Origin of the sequence: Streptomyces sp. NPDC046876 (assembly GCF_040645035.1) — a bacterium.
Classification (GTDB): domain Bacteria; phylum Actinomycetota; class Actinomycetes; order Streptomycetales; family Streptomycetaceae; genus Streptomyces.
In genome coordinates, this window is sequence record NZ_JBEYXK010000031.1 from 23,518 (window position 1) to 42,325 (window position 18,808).

General features: G+C 72.2%; 15 protein-coding genes. 8 read left to right on the top strand and 7 right to left on the bottom strand.

Going from position 1 to position 18,808, the window contains the following annotated elements:
• Positions 1-12: 12 nt before the first annotated feature.
• Both ABZ924_RS18665 and ABZ924_RS18670 read right to left on the bottom strand, forming a co-directional pair.
• Positions 13-498: a GNAT family N-acetyltransferase gene (locus tag ABZ924_RS18665; protein WP_361910471.1), complete on the bottom strand. Its 486-nt coding sequence runs from the start codon at positions 496-498 to the stop codon at positions 13-15.
• Positions 499-1,898: 1,400 nt separating this feature from the next.
• Positions 1,899-2,195: a YciI family protein gene (locus ABZ924_RS18670; protein ID WP_361910474.1), complete on the bottom strand. Its 297-nt coding sequence runs from the start codon at positions 2,193-2,195 to the stop codon at positions 1,899-1,901.
• A 26-nt stretch (positions 2,196-2,221) separates the two neighbouring features.
• Between ABZ924_RS18670 and ABZ924_RS18675 the strand changes: the two genes are divergently transcribed.
• The gene (locus ABZ924_RS18675; RefSeq protein ID WP_361910477.1) at positions 2,222-2,899 is read left to right on the top strand and encodes an endonuclease V; all 678 of its coding nucleotides are present in this window, start codon (positions 2,222-2,224) and stop codon (positions 2,897-2,899) included.
• 15 nt (positions 2,900-2,914) lie between these two features.
• Here the strand turns inward: ABZ924_RS18675 and ABZ924_RS18680 are convergent, their stop codons facing one another.
• The 3 genes from ABZ924_RS18680 to ABZ924_RS18690 all read right to left on the bottom strand — a co-directional run bounded on the left by ABZ924_RS18680 (position 2,915) and on the right by ABZ924_RS18690 (position 7,745).
• Positions 2,915-4,123 (bottom strand): saccharopine dehydrogenase NADP-binding domain-containing protein, encoded by a 1,209-nt coding sequence (locus ABZ924_RS18680; RefSeq protein WP_361910480.1) that lies wholly within the window; start codon positions 4,121-4,123, stop codon positions 2,915-2,917.
• A gap of 143 nt (positions 4,124-4,266) precedes the next feature.
• Positions 4,267-5,889, bottom strand: coding sequence for a hypothetical protein (locus ABZ924_RS18685; protein WP_361910482.1), 1,623 nt, complete (start codon positions 5,887-5,889; stop codon positions 4,267-4,269).
• A gap of 257 nt (positions 5,890-6,146) precedes the next feature.
• A complete protein-coding gene (locus ABZ924_RS18690; RefSeq protein ID WP_361910484.1) occupies positions 6,147-7,745 on the bottom strand; it encodes a hypothetical protein in 1,599 nt (532 codons plus the stop codon).
• 289 nt (positions 7,746-8,034) lie between these two features.
• Between ABZ924_RS18690 and ABZ924_RS18695 the strand changes: the two genes are divergently transcribed.
• From ABZ924_RS18695 to ABZ924_RS18720, 6 genes are all read left to right on the top strand, one after another.
• Entirely contained in the window at positions 8,035-8,427 is a 393-nt protein-coding gene (locus tag ABZ924_RS18695; protein ID WP_361910487.1) for an MmcQ/YjbR family DNA-binding protein, read from the top strand.
• Positions 8,428-8,520: 93 nt separating this feature from the next.
• Entirely contained in the window at positions 8,521-9,657 is a 1,137-nt protein-coding gene (locus tag ABZ924_RS18700) for a CaiB/BaiF CoA-transferase family protein (RefSeq protein ID WP_361910490.1), read from the top strand.
• Entirely contained in the window at positions 9,657-10,682 is a 1,026-nt protein-coding gene (locus ABZ924_RS18705) for an LLM class F420-dependent oxidoreductase (protein ID WP_361910493.1), read from the top strand. The genes ABZ924_RS18700 and ABZ924_RS18705 overlap by 1 nt, the downstream gene beginning before the upstream one ends.
• Positions 10,683-10,691: 9 nt before the next feature.
• Complete coding sequence (locus tag ABZ924_RS18710; protein WP_361910495.1) at positions 10,692-11,834, top strand: acyl-CoA dehydrogenase family protein; 1,143 nt, start codon at positions 10,692-10,694, stop codon at positions 11,832-11,834.
• Between the two features lie 23 nt (positions 11,835-11,857).
• Positions 11,858-13,072, top strand: a complete 1,215-nt coding sequence (locus ABZ924_RS18715; RefSeq protein WP_361910498.1) for an acetyl-CoA C-acetyltransferase — start codon at positions 11,858-11,860, stop codon at positions 13,070-13,072.
• Between the two features lie 54 nt (positions 13,073-13,126).
• Positions 13,127-15,298: a 3-hydroxyacyl-CoA dehydrogenase NAD-binding domain-containing protein gene (locus ABZ924_RS18720; protein WP_361910501.1), complete on the top strand. Its 2,172-nt coding sequence runs from the start codon at positions 13,127-13,129 to the stop codon at positions 15,296-15,298.
• A gap of 147 nt (positions 15,299-15,445) precedes the next feature.
• On the opposite strand, the gene ABZ924_RS18725 is transcribed toward ABZ924_RS18720, so the two are convergent.
• Both ABZ924_RS18725 and ABZ924_RS18730 read right to left on the bottom strand, forming a co-directional pair.
• Complete coding sequence (locus tag ABZ924_RS18725) at positions 15,446-16,081, bottom strand: 1,4-alpha-glucan branching protein (protein ID WP_361910504.1); 636 nt, start codon at positions 16,079-16,081, stop codon at positions 15,446-15,448.
• Positions 16,082-16,123: 42 nt separating this feature from the next.
• The gene (locus tag ABZ924_RS18730) at positions 16,124-16,855 is read right to left on the bottom strand and encodes a MerR family transcriptional regulator (protein ID WP_361910507.1); all 732 of its coding nucleotides are present in this window, start codon (positions 16,853-16,855) and stop codon (positions 16,124-16,126) included.
• Between the two features lie 99 nt (positions 16,856-16,954).
• On the opposite strand from ABZ924_RS18730, the gene ABZ924_RS18735 reads away from it, so the two are divergent.
• The gene (locus ABZ924_RS18735; RefSeq protein ID WP_361910510.1) at positions 16,955-18,796 is read left to right on the top strand and encodes an AMP-dependent synthetase/ligase; all 1,842 of its coding nucleotides are present in this window, start codon (positions 16,955-16,957) and stop codon (positions 18,794-18,796) included.
• Positions 18,797-18,808: the final 12 nt, after the last annotated feature.

Sequence of the window (18,808 nt, forward strand, 5' to 3'; positions counted from 1 at the left end):
GGTCGGGGGTGATCAGTCGGTCGGCGTCGTGAACAGGTCCATGCCGGGGAAGTGGCCGGGCACGAAGCCCGCCGCCTTGTAGACGGGCTCGCCGGCGGAGCTGGCGTGCAGCTGGATGTAGTGGATCCCGTTGTCGTTCAGCCACGCGACGAGCCCGTCGACGATCCGGCGGGCGTGGCCCTGCCCACGGGCGGCATCGTCGGTGACGATGCCGTCGAGGTAGCCGCGCCGTCCGTCCGTGTACTGGGGGCGGGGCAGGTGGTACGTCACCCAGGCCATCCCGGTGGCGAAGAGGGGCTCCCCCGGTTCCCCGCCGACGACGAGGCAGTGCACGTCGGAGCGCTCTTCGATCCGCTCGAGGAACCACCCCCGGGCCACGTCCCGCCAGGCCGCATCATCACCCCCGGGCTCGACACCGAGCGCAGCGAGCGCGACGGCCCGCAGCCGGATGAGCTCGGGAATGTCGGCGGGGGTGGCGGGGCGGGGGGTGGGGTGCATGGGTGCTCCGGATGGGCGGTGGGGTGGTGGAGTGGTGGGGTGTAGCGGACCGGTGGCGGTCCGTCGGTCGGGGGCCGGAGGGGGGAAGCCCGCTCGGCGGCGCGGGGCCGCGGGGCCCGGGCGCGGACGGCAGCGCACCCTGAAACAGGCCGCTGGACGGTGCGGTGGGTGACGGGGTCACGGTGGACCGGGGTCGGGGAGTGTCCGGGGGCGTCCCGGCCGCCCATTGTCCTTTCGGTTCGCGCCGGCCTGTCAAGGGCGCTCCCTGCGGTCGCGTCGCTTCGCGATGGCCTACGGCCACCCTTGACAGCCCGACACGAACCGAAACGCCAAAGAGCTGCCGGGAAGCCCCCGAAGGATGGCCAGGGGGAACAATCCGGCAATCGCCCTCGCCAGAGAGGGCAGTCCGGGTTCCGATGTGCAGAATCCTTCCTCCCCCACATCACCACCCCGCCCGGCGCCGGGCATGCGGGTAGCCGAGCCCCCAAGGCCCGCCTGAGACGCATCTCCGCAGCCGAGGGGCTCCAACCCGCACCAGACTTCAATGAGATGACCGCCAGGAGCGGGGAGACGCCCCAGATCGCTACGCGCTCCTCTTTTCTCGGCGTCCGACGGCCGTCCGGGGCTGGTAGGCGCAATAGATCGCTACGCGCTGCCCGGGACTTGGCGACTGCGGACGGTCTGGGGTCGCTCATAAGCCGCCCACGAGTGGAGGGTTGACCGCACGGAGATTTTTATCGTCCCCGCCGTAGCCCCCTCCGCTGACCGTCCCCGCTCACTGGTGTGTGGCCGATCCCACCACTCCCTGGGCTGGCGCCGATGGTCCGACCCCCGGTGGCCGATGAGGGGCCCCGGACGGCCGTTCGCCGCTGAGACGTCAGGGACCACGTAGCGATCTGCTGCGCTACCAGCCCCGGACGGCCGTCGGACGCCGAGAAAAGAGGAGCGCGTAGCGATCTGGGGCGTCTCCCCGCTCCTGACGGTCATCTCCTGGATGTCTCGTGCAGGTTGGAGCCCTTTGGCCTCGGAGGGCGGCCGGATTCGGGGTTGGGGCTCGGCTTCCCGTATGCCCGGTCCCGGGCATGGTGGGTGGTCCTGGGAGGAAGGATTCTGCACCTCGGGACCCGGAGTGGTCTCTCTGACGAGGGCTGGGGCTGGACTTGACCCCCTGGCCATCCTTCGGGGGCTTCCCGGCAGCTCTTTGGCATTTCGGTTCGCGCCGGCCTGTCAAGGGTGGCCGTAGGCCATCGCGAAGCGACGCGACCGCAGGGAGCGCCCTTGACAGGCCGGCGCGAACCGAAAGGACAATGGGCGGCCGGGACGCCCCCGGACACTCCCCGACCCCGCCCCACCGTGACCCCCTCACCCCAGGTCCCCGTCCAGCAGTCCGCCCCCGCCCGCTACGCCAGCGTTTCCCTCACCGCCGCCAGGTCGCCCGACGTCTTCGTCGCGATGAACTCCGTGATGCGGTAGCTGCAGACGCCCGCGGTGGTGAAGGGGTCCTCCTCCGCGATGCGTTCCACCTCCGCTCGGGAGACGCCCGCGGCCAGGATGACGCCCCCCTCGCGGGGGACCTTGCGGCCCGAGGCGAGGAAGACGCCCGCGGCGTAGTAGCTGTCCAGCCAGGCGATGTGGGCGTCCAGCACCTCCTCGACGTCTTCGATCGGGGCGGTGTACGTGAGCTCCATGACGAACATGATCGTCAGGTTACTCTCGGACCATCATGACGAGTGTGAAGATCCCCGCCAGCGAGGCCGAGGCCCGGGCGATACAAGACGAACTGCGCGATCTGCTCGTCCTCGACGAGCCCGGTCCGGCGCCGGGGCGCGGGCTCGTCGCCGGTGTGGACGTCGCGTACGACGACGAGCGGGACCTCGTCGCCGCCGCGGCGGTCGTCCTCGACGCCGCGACCCTCGAGGTGGTCGAGGAGCGCACCGCCGTCGGGCACGTCAGCTTCCCGTACGTGCCCGGGCTGCTCGCCTTCCGGGAGCTCCCCACCGTCCTCGCCGCCCTCGACGCGCTGACCGCCGCCCCCGACCTGGTCGTCTGCGACGGCTACGGCCTCGCCCATCCCCGCGGCTTCGGGCTGGCCTGCCACCTCGGGGTGGTCACCGGGCTGCCGAGCATGGGCGTCGCGAAGAACCCGTTCACCTTCACCTACGAGGAACCGGGCGCCCGGCGCGGCGACGCCGCCGCGCTGCTGGCGGCCGACGGCGCCGTCGTCGGGCGGGCGCTGCGGACCCAGGACGGGATCAAGCCGGTGTACGTCTCCGTCGGCCACCGGATCTCGCTCGACAACGCCTGCGCCCACGCCCTCGCGCTGAGCCCGCGTTTTCGGATCCCGGAGACCACCCGGCATTCCGACTCCCTGTGCCGGCGGGCCCTGCGCGAGGCGTCCTAGCCTCGGCTCAAGCCGTCACCGCACCTGTGCCACCCGGAACCGGATCCCCGCCTTCTGGAGCCGGTCCAGCAGGGCGTCGCCCATCGCCACCGCCGTGGTGAGCTGGCCGGCCCGCTCGGGCAGGGCGTCGTACGCGAGGCAGAGCGCCGACTCGGCCAGCATCTTGGCGGTCTCGCCGTAGCCCGGGTCGCCGCCCGACACCTCGGTGTACACCCGGCGGCCGCCGCCCTCGCCGACGAAGCGGACGGTGAACCAGCTGCGCGCCCGCCGTTCGGCGTCGGGCCCCCGGCCCGGCTCCCACAGGCCGGTCAGCCACCGCCGCACGGGCGGCAGCTGCGCCAGCACGGCGGTCGCGCCCACCGCCGCCGTGCCGCCCACGGCCATCGGGAGGTGCTTGACGGAGGCGTACTGCCGGTAGCGGAAGTCGGGGCCGTAGCGCTCCAGTGCGGCCGCCGACCGGGTCACGATGCGCGGGTCCAGGGAGGGCAGCGGCAGCGCCCAGGTGCCGGTCTCGCGGCTGAAGCGCGGCGCGCCGAGCGGTCCCCGGACGCGGCGCCCCGGCCGCCGGGGCTCGTGCAGCCGGCGGGCGTGCGCCGCGGCCAGGGTCTGCGGGCCGCGGCCGAGGGCGGTGAGGACGGAGGCCAGGGTGCCGCCCGAGAACATGGCGTTGGACCGCATGAACCCGTCGACGCGCAGCGGCACCCCCTGCGGCAGCTGTCCCACGGTGAAGTACGCGCCCAGGTCGGCCGGGATGGAGTCGAATCCGCAGGCGTGCACGAGGCGCGCGCCGGTCTCGCGGGCCCGGGCGTCGTGCTCGACGTACGTGCGGTCCACGAACTCGGGTTCGCCGGTGAGGTCGACGTAGTCGGTGCCGGCCTCGGCGCAGGCGGCGACGAGCTCCGTGCCGTGCAGGACGTACGGGCCCACCGTGGTGGCGAGGACGCGCGTGGAGGCGGCGAGCTCGCGTACGGCGGCCGGGTCCGATGAGTCGGCCTGCAGCAGCGGGAGGTGGGCGCAGGCGGGGTCGAGGGCGGCGAGGTCGTCTCGCAGGCGTTCCAGCTTGCCTCGGTCGCGGCCGGCGAGGGCCCAGCGGCAGCCGGCGGGGGCGTGGGCTGCGAGGTAGGCGGCGGTCAGTGCTCCCACGAACCCGGTCGCGCCGAAGAGTACGACGTCGTAGGGGCGTTCCTGCGCGGCCGGCGTTCTGAGCGGGGTCGGTGCGGTCATCGTGGCTCCTCGCTTGCCCGTGGCGTACGGATGGATACGGGGCAGCGCCCCGGGAAGCGGCTGCGGGGGCAACCGTTCCCGGGGCGCTGTGGTTCAGTGGTGCACCCTCTGGTGTTCGGAACCTCTGGTTCGGAACCGGTGGTTCAGTTGTCCTCGTAGACGCCGAAGACGTCGACGACGAGGTCGAGGTTGCCGTCGCTCTGGTTCCAGAAGTCGATGATGCCGTGGGAGCCGGTGCTCGCCTGCACCAGGTTCGGGACGGTCTTGCCCGTCGTCCAGTTCAGGGTGGAGGAGGTGGGCGGAATCGGCCAGGCCGCGTTGCCGGTGTCGTACTCGTCCATGGAGTTGGGGTCCGGGGTGACGGCGAGGTAGCCGGTGTCCTTGGTGTTGGTCACCGTGGCGTTGAGCACGAAGCCCTTGACGCCGGGCTCGCCGGGGGCGATCGGCAGGTAGATGTAGTCGCGGCCGCCCAGCGGGCCGTCCCAGACGGCGGTGTCGCGGGTGTCGATGAGCCGTTCCGGTGCGAAGGGCAGGTACGCGGCCTTGGAGGCGGGGCTGTAGTAGCCGACGACGTCGACGATGACGTCGAGGCCGGCCCAGGCGCCGTTGCGGATGTTGATGCGGCCGTCGGGCCCGACGGGGACGATCACCGAGTTGGCGATGGTCTGGCCGGCGGTGAAGTTCAGGTTCGAGGCGGTCGGGGCCTGCTGGCCGCTCGGGTAGACGGTGAGGTGGCCGGCTTCCTTGGGGTTGGTGACCGTGACGTTGAGGGCCACGGCGGTGACGCCGGAGGCGGGTACCTGGCCCTTGCCGGTGATCTGGACGCCGAAGGAGTTCTGTCCGCCGAGCTGGCCCTTGGCGCTGCCGAGGCCGGAGCGGGTGTCGACGAAACGTTCCGGCGGGAGGGAGGTGTAGCCGCTGGACGCGGACTGCGTGAAGTAGCCGGTGACGTCGGCGATGAGGTCGACCGACTCCCAGCCGCCGTTGTAGAGGTTGACGTAGCCGTTGGCGCCGACCGGCACGATGACCAGGTTCGGGACGGTCTGTCCGGGGGCGAAGTTCACGTTCGACGTGGTGGGCTTGTCGTCGCCGTCGGCGAAGGCCGTGATGTGGCCGCCGCTGGTGGTGTTGGTGACGGTGACGTTGAGGACCACCGCGGTCACGCCGGCCGGGATGCCGCCGTTGCCGCCGATCTTCACGTGGGCGGAGCTGTACGGGCCGACCTTGGCCTTGGCCGCGCCGGTGCCGTTGCGGGTGTCGAGCAGGCGGGTCGGGCCGTAGGGGGTGTAGTCGGAGCCCTCGGTGGTGACCTTGAGCTCGTTGGTGACCTCGGTGCCCGCGGCCTTGTCCGCGACGGTGACCTTGACCGTGTAGGTGCCGAGCTCCGCGTACGTGTGCTCCGAGGAGACGACCTGCGTGCCGGAGGCCGTGGCGGCGGTGGTGGTCCCGTCGCCCCAGGCGACGGTGACGTCGAGCGGGGTCGACGCGCTGGTGATGGAGCTGTCCAGCTTGAAGCCGTGCGCGGTGACCGAGGCGGCGGACAGCGCCACCGCGAGGGTGGGGTTGTCGGCGGCCGTCGCGGGCGCGGTCTGCGGCGCGGTCTGGGGCGCGTCGGCGGCCTTGTCCTGGGCCGTCGGCAGCGGCTGCTGGACCGAGTCACCGGCCGGGCTGGTGAAGGTGGTGGAGGTGTCCGCCTCGGCCTGGGTGAGGTCGGGCTGGCTGACGCCGCCGGAACCGCCGGTGGCCGGGCCGGTCGCGTGGGCCATGCCCGGTATGAGAGAGACGCCGGCCGCGAGTACGGCTGCGGATGCTGCGAGTCGCCGGTATGACACCGAGCCCCCCAAACGGTTCGTGAGCCCCTTGTCAGGGCTGAAAGTGCGCTCAGAGTACCCAGGGTCGGAACGGCGCAACACTGGCCCCCACCTGCGTTATCTTCCCGAAACCGGAATCGCCCCGGGGGCGGCCGCGAAGGCCGTCCCCGGGGCGATGCGCTCAGGGCCTACCGGTGTGGGTGGCCGGTGGCTCAGTTGTCCTCGTAGACGCCGAAGATGTCGACGATGAGGTCGAGGTTGCCGTCGCTCTGGTTCCAGAAGTCGATGATTCCGGACGGGCCGGTGGCGGCCTGGACCAGGTTCGGGACGGTCTTGCCCGGGGTCCAGTTCAGGTTGGACGAGGTCGGCGTGGGCGGCCAGACCTCCGTGCCGTTCTTGTAGTCGTACAGCGAGTTCGGGTCCGGCGTGACGGCGAGGTAGCCGCTGTCCTTGGTGTTGGTCACCGTGCTGTTCAGCACGAAGCCCTTGGTGTGGGGCAGGCCGTCGGAGAGCGGCATGTAGATGTAGCCGCGGCCCTCCAGCGGACCGTAGGCCCAGGTGTTGCCGTCGCGGGTGTCGAGCAGGCGGGACGGCTTGACCGGGACGAACGCGTTCGTGCTGTCCTTGCTGTAGTAGCCGACGACGTCGACGATGACGTCGGTCGGGTTCCAGGCGCCGTTGCGGACGCTGATCTTGCCGTCGGGGCCGACGGGGACGATCACCGAGTTGGCGACGGTCTGCCCCGTGGTGAAGTTCAGGTTGGACGCCGTCGGGGCGGACTGGCCGCTCGGGAAGACGGTGAGGTGGCCGTCGCTCTTGGGGTTGGTGACCGTGACGTTCAGCGCGACGGCGGTGGCGCCGGGCGAGACGTAACCCGTGCCGGCGACCTGCGTGGTGAAGGTGCCGTAGCCCGGGACCTGGCCCTTGGAGGTGCCCTGGCCGATGCGCGTGTCGACCAGGCGCTGCGGCGTCAGCGGGGTGTAGCCGCTGGAGGCGGACTTGGTGAAGTACCCGGTGACGTCGGCGATGAGGTCGACCGACTCCCAGCCGCCGTTGTAGAGGTCCACGTAGCCGTTCTTGACGGGCACGATGACCAGGTTCGGCACGGTCTGTCCGGGGGCGAAGTTCACGTTCGACGTGGTCGGACGGTCGCTGCCGTTGGGGTAGGCGGTGATGTGGCCGCCGCTGGTCGCGTTGGTGACGGTGAGGTTGAGGACCACGGCGGTCACGTTCGACGGGATGGCGCCGTTGCCGGCGATCTTCAGCTGCGTCGCGGTGTAGGCGGGCACCTTGCCCTGCGGGGCGCCGGTGCCGTTGCGGGTGTCGAGCAGGCGGGTCGGGCCGTACGGGGTGTAGTGCGAGCCCGAGGTCCAGACGGCGATCTGGTTGACGGACGAGGCCTGCGTGACCTGGTCCGTGACCGTGACCTTGATCGTGTACCCGCCGGGCTTGGCGTACTGGTGCGGCGTGGTGGTGGTCTGGCCGCCGGTGCCGCTGTCCTGGCCGGTGGTGCCGTCGCCCCAGTCGAAGCCGATGGAGACCGGGTTGGTGGTGCCGTTGGCGGTGGTGTCCACCTCCAGGCCGTGCGCGCTGATGGTGAAGGCCTTCAGGCCCACCGTGATGTCGGCGGCGGTGTCGGCGGTCAGCGGCGCGGCGGCCTTGCCCTTGCCGTCCGCCGGGGCCGGCTTGACCGAGCGGTCGGCCGGGCTGTCGAAGGTGGTCGACTCCGAGCGCGCGACCTTGGCCAGGTCCGGCTTGGCGACCCCGTGCGGCTTGGCCTGGCCCGTGGACGGGTCGGCCGCGTGGGCCATGCCCGGGATGAGAGAGACGCCGGCCGCGAGTACGGCGGCGGATGCTGCGAGTCGGCGGTAGGACACCGAGCCCCCCCAGATGAAAGTTGTTGAGCCCTTGATCAAGGGCTGAAGCCCGCTCAGAGTACATAGCCCCGCCGACATCGCTCACGCGGGTTTCCCCAGGTCGGGGGGCAAACGGCGGAGGGCTTCGGTCCGGTTGCCCCGCGGGCGCCGGTCGCCGGGGCTAGCGTGAGGACCGGCCTGTCCGAGATGAGCGGGCGTGACCTGTGCTGAGTGGAGGTCTTCCGTGAAGGCTGCGGTGCGCAAGTGGGAGGCGGTGCGGGAGTTTGCCCGGGGGCTGCCGGAGGCGGTGGAGGAGTTCCCGTGGGGTCCCGAGGACTGCGTCGTGAAGGTCAACAAGAAGATCTTCGTCTTCCTGGGCAACGCCGACGGCCCCCAGCCTCCCGGGCTGTCGGTCAAGCTCAAGGACGAGGCGCTGCACGGCCACGCCATGACGGCTCCCGGCGCGGCGCCGACCGGCTACGGCCTGGGGCGCTCCGGCTGGGTGTCCGTGCCGCTGGGGGAGAAGGGGGCGCCGTCGGCCGAGGTGCTGTGCGAGTGGGTGGAGGAGAGCTACCGGACGGTCGCCCTCAAGCGGCACCTCAAGGAGCTCGACGCGCGGATCGAGTCAAACGGCTAAGCGCTTGCTCTTGTGCTGCGTGGAACACGTTCCTAGCATCGCTGGTGTTACATCAGTTGTGTCACACACTCCACACGGGACGCTGGGGGCTCGATGGCAGTGACAGGAGCCGGTCCGCTCGCGGGCGTGCGGGTCGTCGAACTGGCGGGCATCGGCCCGGGCCCGTTCGCCGCCATGCTCCTCGCCGACCTGGGGGCGGACGTCGTACGGGTGGACCGCCCCGGCGGGGGCGGCCTCGCGATCGACCCCGCGTACGACGTCACCAACCGCAACAAGCGCTCCGTCCTGGTCGACCTGAAGTCCCCCGAGGGGCCGGGCCTCGTGCTGGACCTCGTCGAGCGGGCCGACGTCCTCATCGAGGGCTTCCGCCCCGGCGTCGCCGAGCGCCTCGGCGTCGGCCCGGCCGACTGCCACGCCCGCAACCCGCGCCTGGTGTACGGGCGGATGACCGGCTGGGGCCAGGACGGCCCGCTCGCCCCCACCGCCGGCCACGACATCGCGTACATCGCCGTCACCGGCGCCCTCGGCATGATCGGCACCCCGGACGGGCCCCCGGCCGTCCCCGCCAACCTCGTCGGGGACTACGCGGGCGGCTCCCTCTACCTCGTCATCGGCGTCCTGGCCGCGCTCCAGCACGCCCGCACCCCCGGCGGCGCCGGACAGGTCGTCGACGCGGCCATCGTCGACGGCGCCGCCCACCTCACCGCCATGATCCACGGGATGATGGCGGCCGGCGGCTGGCAGGACCGGCGCGGGACCAACCTCCTCGACGGCGGCTGCCCCTTCTACGGCACCTACGAGACCTCCGACGGCGGGTACATGGCCGTCGGCGCGCTCGAGCAGCAGTTCTACGACACCTTCACCGCGCTCCTCGGCATCGCCGACCGGGCCCCCGCCCGCAAGGACCCGGCCCGCTGGGGCGAGCTCCGCGAGGCCGTCGCCGCCCGCTTCAAGTCCCGTACGCGCGCCGAGTGGACGGTCGTCTTCGAGGGCAGCGACGCCTGCGTGGCACCCGTGCTCTCCCTGCGCGAGGCGCCGCAGCACCCGCACCTCGCCGCCCGGGACACCTTCACCGACTTCGGCGGGATCACCCAGCCCGCCCCCGCCCCCCGGTTCTCCGCGACCCCCGCCTCATTGCGCAGCGGCCCCGCGCAGCCCGGGGCGGACACCGCATCCGTGGCCCGCGACTGGGACGTTCCGGGCCTGACCGGGAAGGGAGAGGGCGCCTGATGGAACTGTCCATGCTGCTCGACTACGCCGGCGACCCGCGCCGGGCCGCCGACCAGGCGGCGGCGCTGGAGGCGGCCGGCCTCGACGCCGTCTGGGTCGCCGAGGCCTGGGGCTTCGACTCCCCGACGATCATGGGCTACCTCGCGGCCCGCACCGAGCGGATGAAGATCGGCTCGGCCATCGTCAACGTCTACTCCCGCACGCCCGCCCTCATCGCCCAGACGGGGGCCGGGCTCGACGCCCTCTCCGGCGGCCGCGCCATGCTGGGCCTTGGCGCCTCCGGCCCGCAGGTCGTCGAGGGCTGGCACGGCAAGCCGTACGACAGGCCGCTCGGGCGGACCCGCGAGACGGTCGAGCTGTGCCGGCGGATCTGGCGCCGCGAGACCATCGACCACCACGGCATCACCGACATGCCGCTGCCGCCGGAGAAGGGCGGCCGCCACGGCAAGCCGCTGAAGATCCTCACCCGGCCCGTCCGCCCGGACCTGCCCGTGTACATCGCCTCCCTCGGCCCGGCGAACGTCGCGATGACCGCCGAGATCGCCGACGGCTGGCTGCCGACGCTGTTCATCCCGGAGAAGGCCGCCGCCGTGTGGGGCGGCCCGCTCGCCGAGGGCGCCGCGCGCCGCGACCCGGCGCTCGGCCCGCTGCAGACGGTGGCCGGCGGCCTGCTGGCCATCGGAGAGGACGCGGCCGCCGCACGGGACCTGGCGCGTCCGCAGATCGCCCTGTACGTGGGCGGGATGGGCGCGGTCGGCAAGAACTTCTACAACGACCTCGCCGTCGCCTACGGCTACGAGGAGGAGGCGCGGAAGATCCAGGAGCTCTACCTCTCCGGCCGCAAGCGCGATGCGGCGGCCGCCGTACCGGAGGAGTTCTGCGAGCTCATGACGCTGTGCGGGCCCGCCGGGTACGTGCGCGAGCGCATCGAGGCCTTCCGGGAGGCCGGCGTCACCATGCTCAACATCACGCCCGTCGGCCCCGAGCCGGCCCGGCTGATCGAAACCGTCAAGAGCTGGCTCTAGGGGGCCCCGTTGCAACGCCGCATCTTCGACGCCGACCACGAGGCGTTCCGCGAGACCGTGCGCACCTTCCTCGCCAAGGAGGTGCTGCCGCACTACGAGCAGTGGGAGAAGGACGGCATCGTCAGCCGCGAGGCCTGGCGCGCCGCCGGCCGGCAGGGCCTGCTGGGCCTGGCCGTCCCGGAGGAGTACGGCGGCGGCGGGAACAGCGACTTCCGCTACGCCGCCGTGATCGCCGAGGAGTTCACCCGGGCCGGCGCGCCCGGGCTGGCCATCGGCCTGCACAACGACATCATCGGCCCGTACCTGGTCAACCTGGCCACCGAGGAGCAGAAGCGCCGCTGGCTGCCCGGCTTCTGCTCCGGCGAGACGATCACGGCGATAGCGATGACCGAGCCGGGCGCCGGCAGCGACCTGCAGGGCATCCGCACCACCGCCGAGGACCGCGGCGACCACTGGCTGCTCAACGGCTCCAAGACCTTCATCTCCAACGGCATCCTCGCCGACCTCGTGATCGTCGTCGCGAAGACCACGCCGGAGGGCGGGGCGCACGGCCTGTCGCTGCTCGTCGTCGAGCGGGGGGCGGAGGGCTTCGAACGCGGCCGCAACCTCGACAAGATCGGCCAGAAGGCCCAGGACACCGCAGAGCTGTTCTTCCGCGACGTCCGCGTCCCGAAGGAGAACCTGCTCGGCGAGCTGAACGGCGCCTTCGTCCACCTGATGAACCACCTCGCGCAGGAGCGGATGGGCATCGCGATGGCCGCCATCGCCGGCGCCGAGCACCTGCTGGAGATCACCACCCGGTACGTCAAGGAGCGCGAGGCCTTCGGGCGGCCGCTGGCCAAGCTGCAGCACATCCGGTTCGAGATCGCGGAGATGGCCACCGAGTGCGCCGTCACCCGCACCTTCGTCGACCGCTGCATCACCGACCATTCCGACGGGCTCCTCGACCACGTCCACGCCTCGATGGCCAAGTGGTGGGCGACCGAGCTGCAGAAGCGGGTCGCCGACCGCTGCCTGCAACTCCACGGCGGCTACGGGTACATGACCGAATACCGGGTCGCGAAGGCCTTCACCGACGGCCGCATCCAGACCATCTACGGCGGCACGACCGAGATCATGAAGGAGATCATCGGTCGTTCCCTGCTCGGCTAACCTCCCCTCGAAAGGCTTGACCAGTGAGCACCGAAGCGTACGTATACGACGCGATCCGCACGCCGCGCGGCCGCGGCAAGGCCACCGGCTCCCTCCACGGAACCAAGCCGATCGACCTGGTCGTCGGCCTCATCGACGCCCTGCGCGAGCGCAACCCCGGCCTGGACCCGGCCACCATCGACGACATCGTCCTCGGCGTCGTCGGCCCGGTCGGCGACCAGGGCTCCGACATCGCCCGCATCGCCGCCATCGCCGCCGGGCTCCCGGACACCGTGGCCGGCGTACAGGAGAACCGCTTCTGCGCCTCCGGCCTGGAAGCCGTCAACATGGCCGCGGCCAAGGTGCGCTCCGGCTGGGAGGACCTGGTCCTCGCGGGCGGCGTGGAGTCCATGTCCCGCGTCCCGATGGCCTCCGACGGCGGCGCCTGGTTCAACGACCCGATGACCAACTGGGACGTCAACTTCGTCCCGCAGGGCATCGGCGCCGACCTGATCGCCACGATCGAGGGCTTCTCCCGCCGCGACGTCGACGAGTACGCCGCCCTGTCCCAGGAGCGCGCCGCAACAGCCGTGAAGGAGGGCCGCTTCGCCCGGTCCGTGGTCCCGGTCACCGACCGCAACGGCCTGGTCGTCCTGGACCACGACGAGTTCATCCGCCCGGGCACCACCGCCGACACCCTCGCGGGGCTCAAGCCGTCCTTCGCGGACATCGGTGAGCTCGGCGGCTTCGACGCCGTCGCCCTGCAGAAGTACCACTGGGTGGAGAAGATCGACCACGTCCACCACGCGGGCAACTCCTCCGGCATCGTCGACGGCGCCTCGCTCGTCGCGATCGGCTCCCGCGAGGCGGGCGAGCGGAACGGCCTGACCCCGCGCGCCCGGATCGTCTCGGCCGCGGTGTCCGGCTCCGAGCCCACCATCATGCTCACCGGACCCGCCCCGGCCACCCGCAAGGCCCTGGCCAAGGCCGGGCTGACCATCGACGACATCGACCTGATCGAGATCAACGAGGCCTTCGCCGGCGTCGTCCTGCGCTTCGTCAAGGACATGGGCGTCTCCCTCGACAAGGTCAACGTCAACGGCGGCGCCATCGCCCTCGGCCACCCGCTCGGCGCCACCGGCGCGATGATCCTCGGCACCGTCGTCGACGAACTGGAGCGCCAGGACAAGCGCTACGGGCTCGTGACCCTCTGCGTCGGCGGCGGCATGGGCGTCGCCACCGTCGTCGAGCGCCTCTGAACCGTCCTGCACCCCCTGATCCCCTCCGACACGGCCGACACGGAAGTAGCGAACATGAGCGAGTCCACCACGATCCGCTGGGAACAGGACGAGACCGGCATCGTCACCCTGGTCCTCGACGACCCCAACCAGTCCGCCAACACCATGAACCAGGCCTTCAAGGACTCCATCGCGGCCATCGCCGACCGCGCCGAGGCCGAGAAGGACTCCATCCGCGGCATCATCTACACCTCCGCCAAGAAGACCTTCTTCGCGGGCGGCGACCTCAAGGACATGATCGGGCTGCGCCCCGAGCACGCGCAGCTCGCCTTCGACACCGGCACCGCGATCAAGAGCTCGCTGCGCCGCATCGAGACCCTCGGCAAGCCCGTCGTCGCCGCCATCAACGGCGCGGCCCTCGGCGGCGGCTACGAGATCGCCCTCGCCTCCCACCACCGCATCGCCCTCGACGCCCCCGGATCGAAGATCGGCCTGCCCGAGGTCACCCTCGGCCTGCTCCCGGCCGGCGGCGGCGTCACCCGCACCGTCCGCCTCATGGGCATCGCCGACGCGCTGCTGAAGGTCCTGCTCCAGGGCACCCAGTACAACCCGCAGCGCGCCCTCGACAACGGCCTGGTCCACGAACTGGCCGCCACCCCCGAGGAGATGCTGGCCAAGGCGCGGGCGTTCATCGACGCCAACCCCGAGTCCAAGCAGCCCTGGGACGTCCCCGGCTACCGCATCCCCGGCGGGACCCCGGCGAACCCGAAGTTCGCCGCGAACCTGCCGGCGTTCCCCGCGAACCTGAAGAAGCAGCTGAACGGGGCCCCGTACCCGGCGCCGCGCAACATCCTGGCCTGCGCCGTCGAGGGCGCCCAGGTGGACTTCGAGACGGCGCTGACCATCGAGGCCCGCTACTTCACCGAGCTGGTCACCGGCCAGACCGCCAAGAACATGATCCAGGCGTTCTTCTTCGACCTCCAGGCCGTCAACGCCGGCCGCAGCCGCCCCCAGGGCATCGAGCCCCGCAAGGTCCGCAAGGTCGCCGTCCTCGGTGCCGGGATGATGGGCGCGGGCATCGCGTACTCCTGCGCCCGCGCGGGCATCGAGGTCGTCCTCAAGGACGTCACCGCCGAGGCCGCCGCCAAGGGCAAGGCGTACTCGGAGAAGCTCCTCGACAAGGCGCTCTCCCGCGGCCGTACGACCGAGGCCAAGCGGGCCGAGCTGCTCGCCCGGATCACGCCGACGGCCGACGTCGCCGACCTGGCGGGCTGCGACGCCGTGATCGAGGCCGTCTTCGAGGACACCGCCCTCAAGCACAAGGTGTTCCAGGAGGTCCAGGACGTCGTCGCGCCCGACGCGCTGCTGTGCTCCAACACCTCCACCCTGCCCATCACCGGGCTGGCCGAGGGCGTCGAGCGGCCCGCCGACTTCATCGGCCTGCACTTCTTCTCGCCCGTCGACAAGATGCCGCTGGTGGAGATCGTCAAGGGCCGGGCCACCGGGGACGAGGCCATCGCCCGCGCCTTCGACCTGGTCCGGCAGATCAACAAGACCCCGATCGTGGTCAACGACTCCCGCGGCTTCTTCACCTCGCGCGTCATCGGGCAGTTCATCAACGAGGGCGTCGCCATGGTCGGCGAGGGCCTCGAGCCCGCCTCCATCGAGCAGGCCGCGGCCCAGGCCGGCTACCCGGCCAAGGTCCTGTCCCTGATGGACGAGCTGACCCTCACCCTCCCGCGCAAGATCCGCAACGAGACCCGCAAGGCCGTCGAGGCCGAGGGCGGCTCGTGGACCCCGCACCCTGCGGACACGGTCATCGACCGGATGGTCGACGAGTTCGGCCGCCCGGGGCGCAGCGGCGGCGCCGGCTTCTACGAGTACGACGAGACGGGCAAGCGGGCCCGGATCTGGCCGGGCCTGCGCGAGCACTTCGCCAAGCCGGAGGCCGGGATCCCGTTCGAGGACATGAAGGAGCGGATGCTCTTCTCCGAGGCGCTGGACACCGTTCGCTGCCTCGACGAGGGCGTCCTGACCTCCATCGCCGACGCCAACATCGGCTCCATCATGGGCATCGGCTTCCCGGCCTGGACCGGTGGTGTCATCCAGTACATCAACGGCTACGAGGGCGGCCTGCCGGGGTTCGTCGCCCGGGCGCAGGAACTGGCCGCGGAGTACGGGGACCGGTTCCTGCCGCCGGCCTCGCTGGTCGCCAAGGCCGAGCGCGGCGAGACGTACGCCGACTGACCGGGCGGCCCCGTCGCCGCCCGTTTCGGCAGCCTTGCCCCCCGCCCGCCCGGCACTGCGCCGGGCGGGCGGCGGTGTGGGGCTGGGCCCCCGCTCCCGTTCCGGGCGCTCCGCGCCCGGTGCGCTCAAACGCCGCGCAGGCTGGAATCAGGGCAGGGTGGCGAAGACGCCGCGGTGTTCCGTGCCGTCGGGGAGGGTCCAGACGGCGGTCACCGAGGCCTCGCCGTCCTGCGCACCGCCCGGTCGGAGGACCCGGGTCAGCGACAGGGGCGCCGGCAGCCCGTCGGCCAGGACCTCGGTGCCCTGCGGCGTGTGGGTGGGCCGCGGGCGGACCGGGGCGGCGGGGCGCACCGTGGACTTACCCTCCACGGTGACCGACGGGTCGGGCGTGTCGGTGAGGCTCTGCGCCTGGGGTACGGCCTCGCCGCGCAGCAGGGCGAGGAGCTGCTCGACGGCCACGGGGTCGTGCGTGGCGTCGTACACCCAGCGCTTGCCCAGCACGCCGTGCTCCGTGGTGCCCACCAGCCCCGCCTCGGCGCCCTCCAGCGGCGCCCCGCGGTAGGTCATCGGCACGAGGTAGGCCACGGGCGCACCGGCGGAGGCGTCGGTGACGACCATGAACTCGATGCCCACCTCGCCCTCCGGGTCGTCGAGCCGGAACCCGCCGGCCTTGACCGGTTCCGGGGCGCTGCCCGTGGCCGCGTACCAGGGCTGCGCCGGGAGCCAGGCGGCGAGGAGTTCGAGTTTGGTCGGGGTGATCGTGGTTCTGTGGATCAGTGCCATGACCCCGAAACTACCTGCTGCCCACCGGGGTTGGGCAGGGACTCATTCCCCGCCGGTGAAGGCCGCCTTCAGCTCCTCCCGCAGCGACCGCTGGAAGGCCGTCACCAGGGCCTGCACCACCATGGGCTGCATATGGGCCGACAGCGCCTTCATGGACTCCACCCGCTCCGGGTCGTCCTCCCCTTCCGTGAACGGGCCCCACACCTCGTCGCGGAACAGCCGCGTCAGCTCGTGCGCCGTCGCCCGCGCGTGCTCCAGCATCACCCGGCGCGCCGCCAGGATCGTCTCGTGGGAGATCGGCACGTCCAGCAGCGCCACCCCCAGCCGCAGCAGGGACAGGTCCACCCGGAAGCCCCCGGCCCCGCCCCCCGGCGCGATCACGTTCATCGCCGCGAGCCGGCGCAGGTCGGTGTCCGACAGCGCCCGCCCGGCCCGCTTCTCCAGCTCCTCGCGCGACGCCTCCTCCGCCGAGTCCGGCGCCCAGGTCGCCACCAGCGCCCGGTGGATCGCCAGGTCGTGCGCGCTCAGGTCGTCGGGCAGCGCGTCGAGGTAGCGCTCGATCGCCGACAAGGTCATGCCCTGGTGCTGGAGTTCCTCGATCAGCGCGAGCCGGGACAGGTGCTCGGGCCCGTAGCGGCCCACCCTGCGCGGTCCGATCACGGGAGGGGGCAAAAGGCCGCGGGTGCTGTAGAACCGTACGGTGCGGACGGTGACCCCCGCCCGGGCGGCGAGCTCGTCGACGGTGAGCGAGGGCTCGGGCACCCGGTTGGTCATGGTCTGTCGCCTCGCTCTCCGAACAGCACGTCCCGTTCCAGTACCGCGGTTCAACAGTATTGCTGTCGCACCAACGATGTGAAACGGCCAGGAGTGCCCATGACCACGAATCTGCGACTGCCCGGACGACCCGAAGAGCTCACCCTCCCCGCCCTGCTGGCCCGCAACGCCGCCGAGTACGGCGATCTCCCCGCCCTCTCGTGGCGCACCGGCCCCGGCTCCGCCGACTGGACGACCCTCGGCTGGGGCGAGGTCCGCCGCCGCGTCGCCGTCCTCGCCGCCGGGTACGCGGCCCTCGGCGTCGAGCGCGGCGAGCACGTCCTGATCATGATGGGGAACCGGCCCGAGCACTGGCTGACCGACCTCGCCCTGGTCCACCTGGGCGCCGTCCCCGTCACGGTGTACGGGACCTCCGCGCCCGAGCAGATAGCCCACATCGCCCGCCACAGCCGCGCCCGCACCGCCCTGGTCGAGGGCGCCCGCGAGCTGGCCCGCTGGGAGCCGCTGCTCGACGATCCGGGCGTGCCGCTCGAGCGGGTCGTGGTCGCGGAGGCCGCCGAGGCCGGCCGGCACGGCACGTACGCCTCCCTCTACGCGAGCGGGGCGCGGCTGCACCGCGCCGAGGCCTTCGAGAAGGCCTGGCAGGAGACCCGGCCCGGGGATCCGCTGACCGTCGTCTACACCTCGGGCACCACCGGCGACCCCAAGGGCGTCCGCCTCACCCACCGCAACATCCTGCTGCAGTCGGTCCGCCTCGACCGGCGCGTGGAGCTGCCCGAGCACGCCGAGCACATCTGCTACCTGCCGTTCGCACACATCGCCGAGCGGATCCTCGGCATCTACCTGCCGCTGCTGCGGGCCGCGCACGTCCGGCTGGTCGCCGACCCGGCCGCCGTCGCGCTCGCCGTCCGCGAGCTGCACCCGGTCCAGTTCTTCGGGGTGCCGCGCGTGTGGGAGAAGCTCGCCGCGTCCGTACGGGCGGTGCTCGCGCAACTGCCGGCGCAGCAGCGCGAGGCCATCGAGGGGGCGAACGGCCTCGCCCGGGCCCGCGCCGGCCACCGGGAGCGGGGCGAGGCGGTGCCCGCCGCGCTGGAGGCCTCGTACGCGCGGGCCAAGGAACGGGTCCTGGACCCGCTGCTGGGCCTGGCCGGGCTGGACCGCCTGGTGTGGACGGCCAGCGCCACCGCGCCGATGCCGATCGACGTGGTGCGCTTCTGGGCGGGCTGGGGGATCACCATCATGGACGCCTGGGGGCTCACCGAGACCTCCGGCGTGTGCACCGTCAACAGCCCCGACGCCTTCCGCCTCGGCTCGGTCGGCCGGCCGATCGAGGGGCTCGAACTGCGGCTCGCCGCGGACGGGGAGATCCTCGCCCGCGGTGAGACCGTCTTCGGCGGCTACCTGCGGCCCGACGGCTCGGTGGAGGGCGCGCACGACGCCGAGGGCTGGTTTCCGACCGGGGACGTCGGCCGCCTCGACGAGGACGGGTTCCTCTGGCTGACGGACCGCAAGAAGGAGCTGATCATCACCTCGAACGGCAAGAACGTCTCGCCCGCGCTGGTGGAGAACACCGTCAAGGAGCACCCGCTGATCGGGCAGGCCCTCGTGCACGGCGACGGCCGCTCGTACCTCGTCGCCCTGCTGGTCCTCGACGCCGAGCTGGCCCCGGCCTGGGCGGCGGCCCGCGGCATCGAGACCGGCTCGCTCGCCGAGCTCGGCCGCCATCCGGCCGTGCGGGAGGAGGTCGCCCGCGCCGTCGAGGCGGCCAACGCCCGGCTCAACCGCACCGAGCAGATCAAGCGGTACCGGCTGCTGACCGAGGAGTGGGGCCCGGAGTCGGGCGAGCTGACGCCCTCGCTGAAGCTGCGCCGCCGGGTGGTGCGGGAGAAGTACGGGGAGCTGATCGACGGGCTGTACGAGGAGCCGTACGAAGCCCCGTAGTCCGGGAACGGC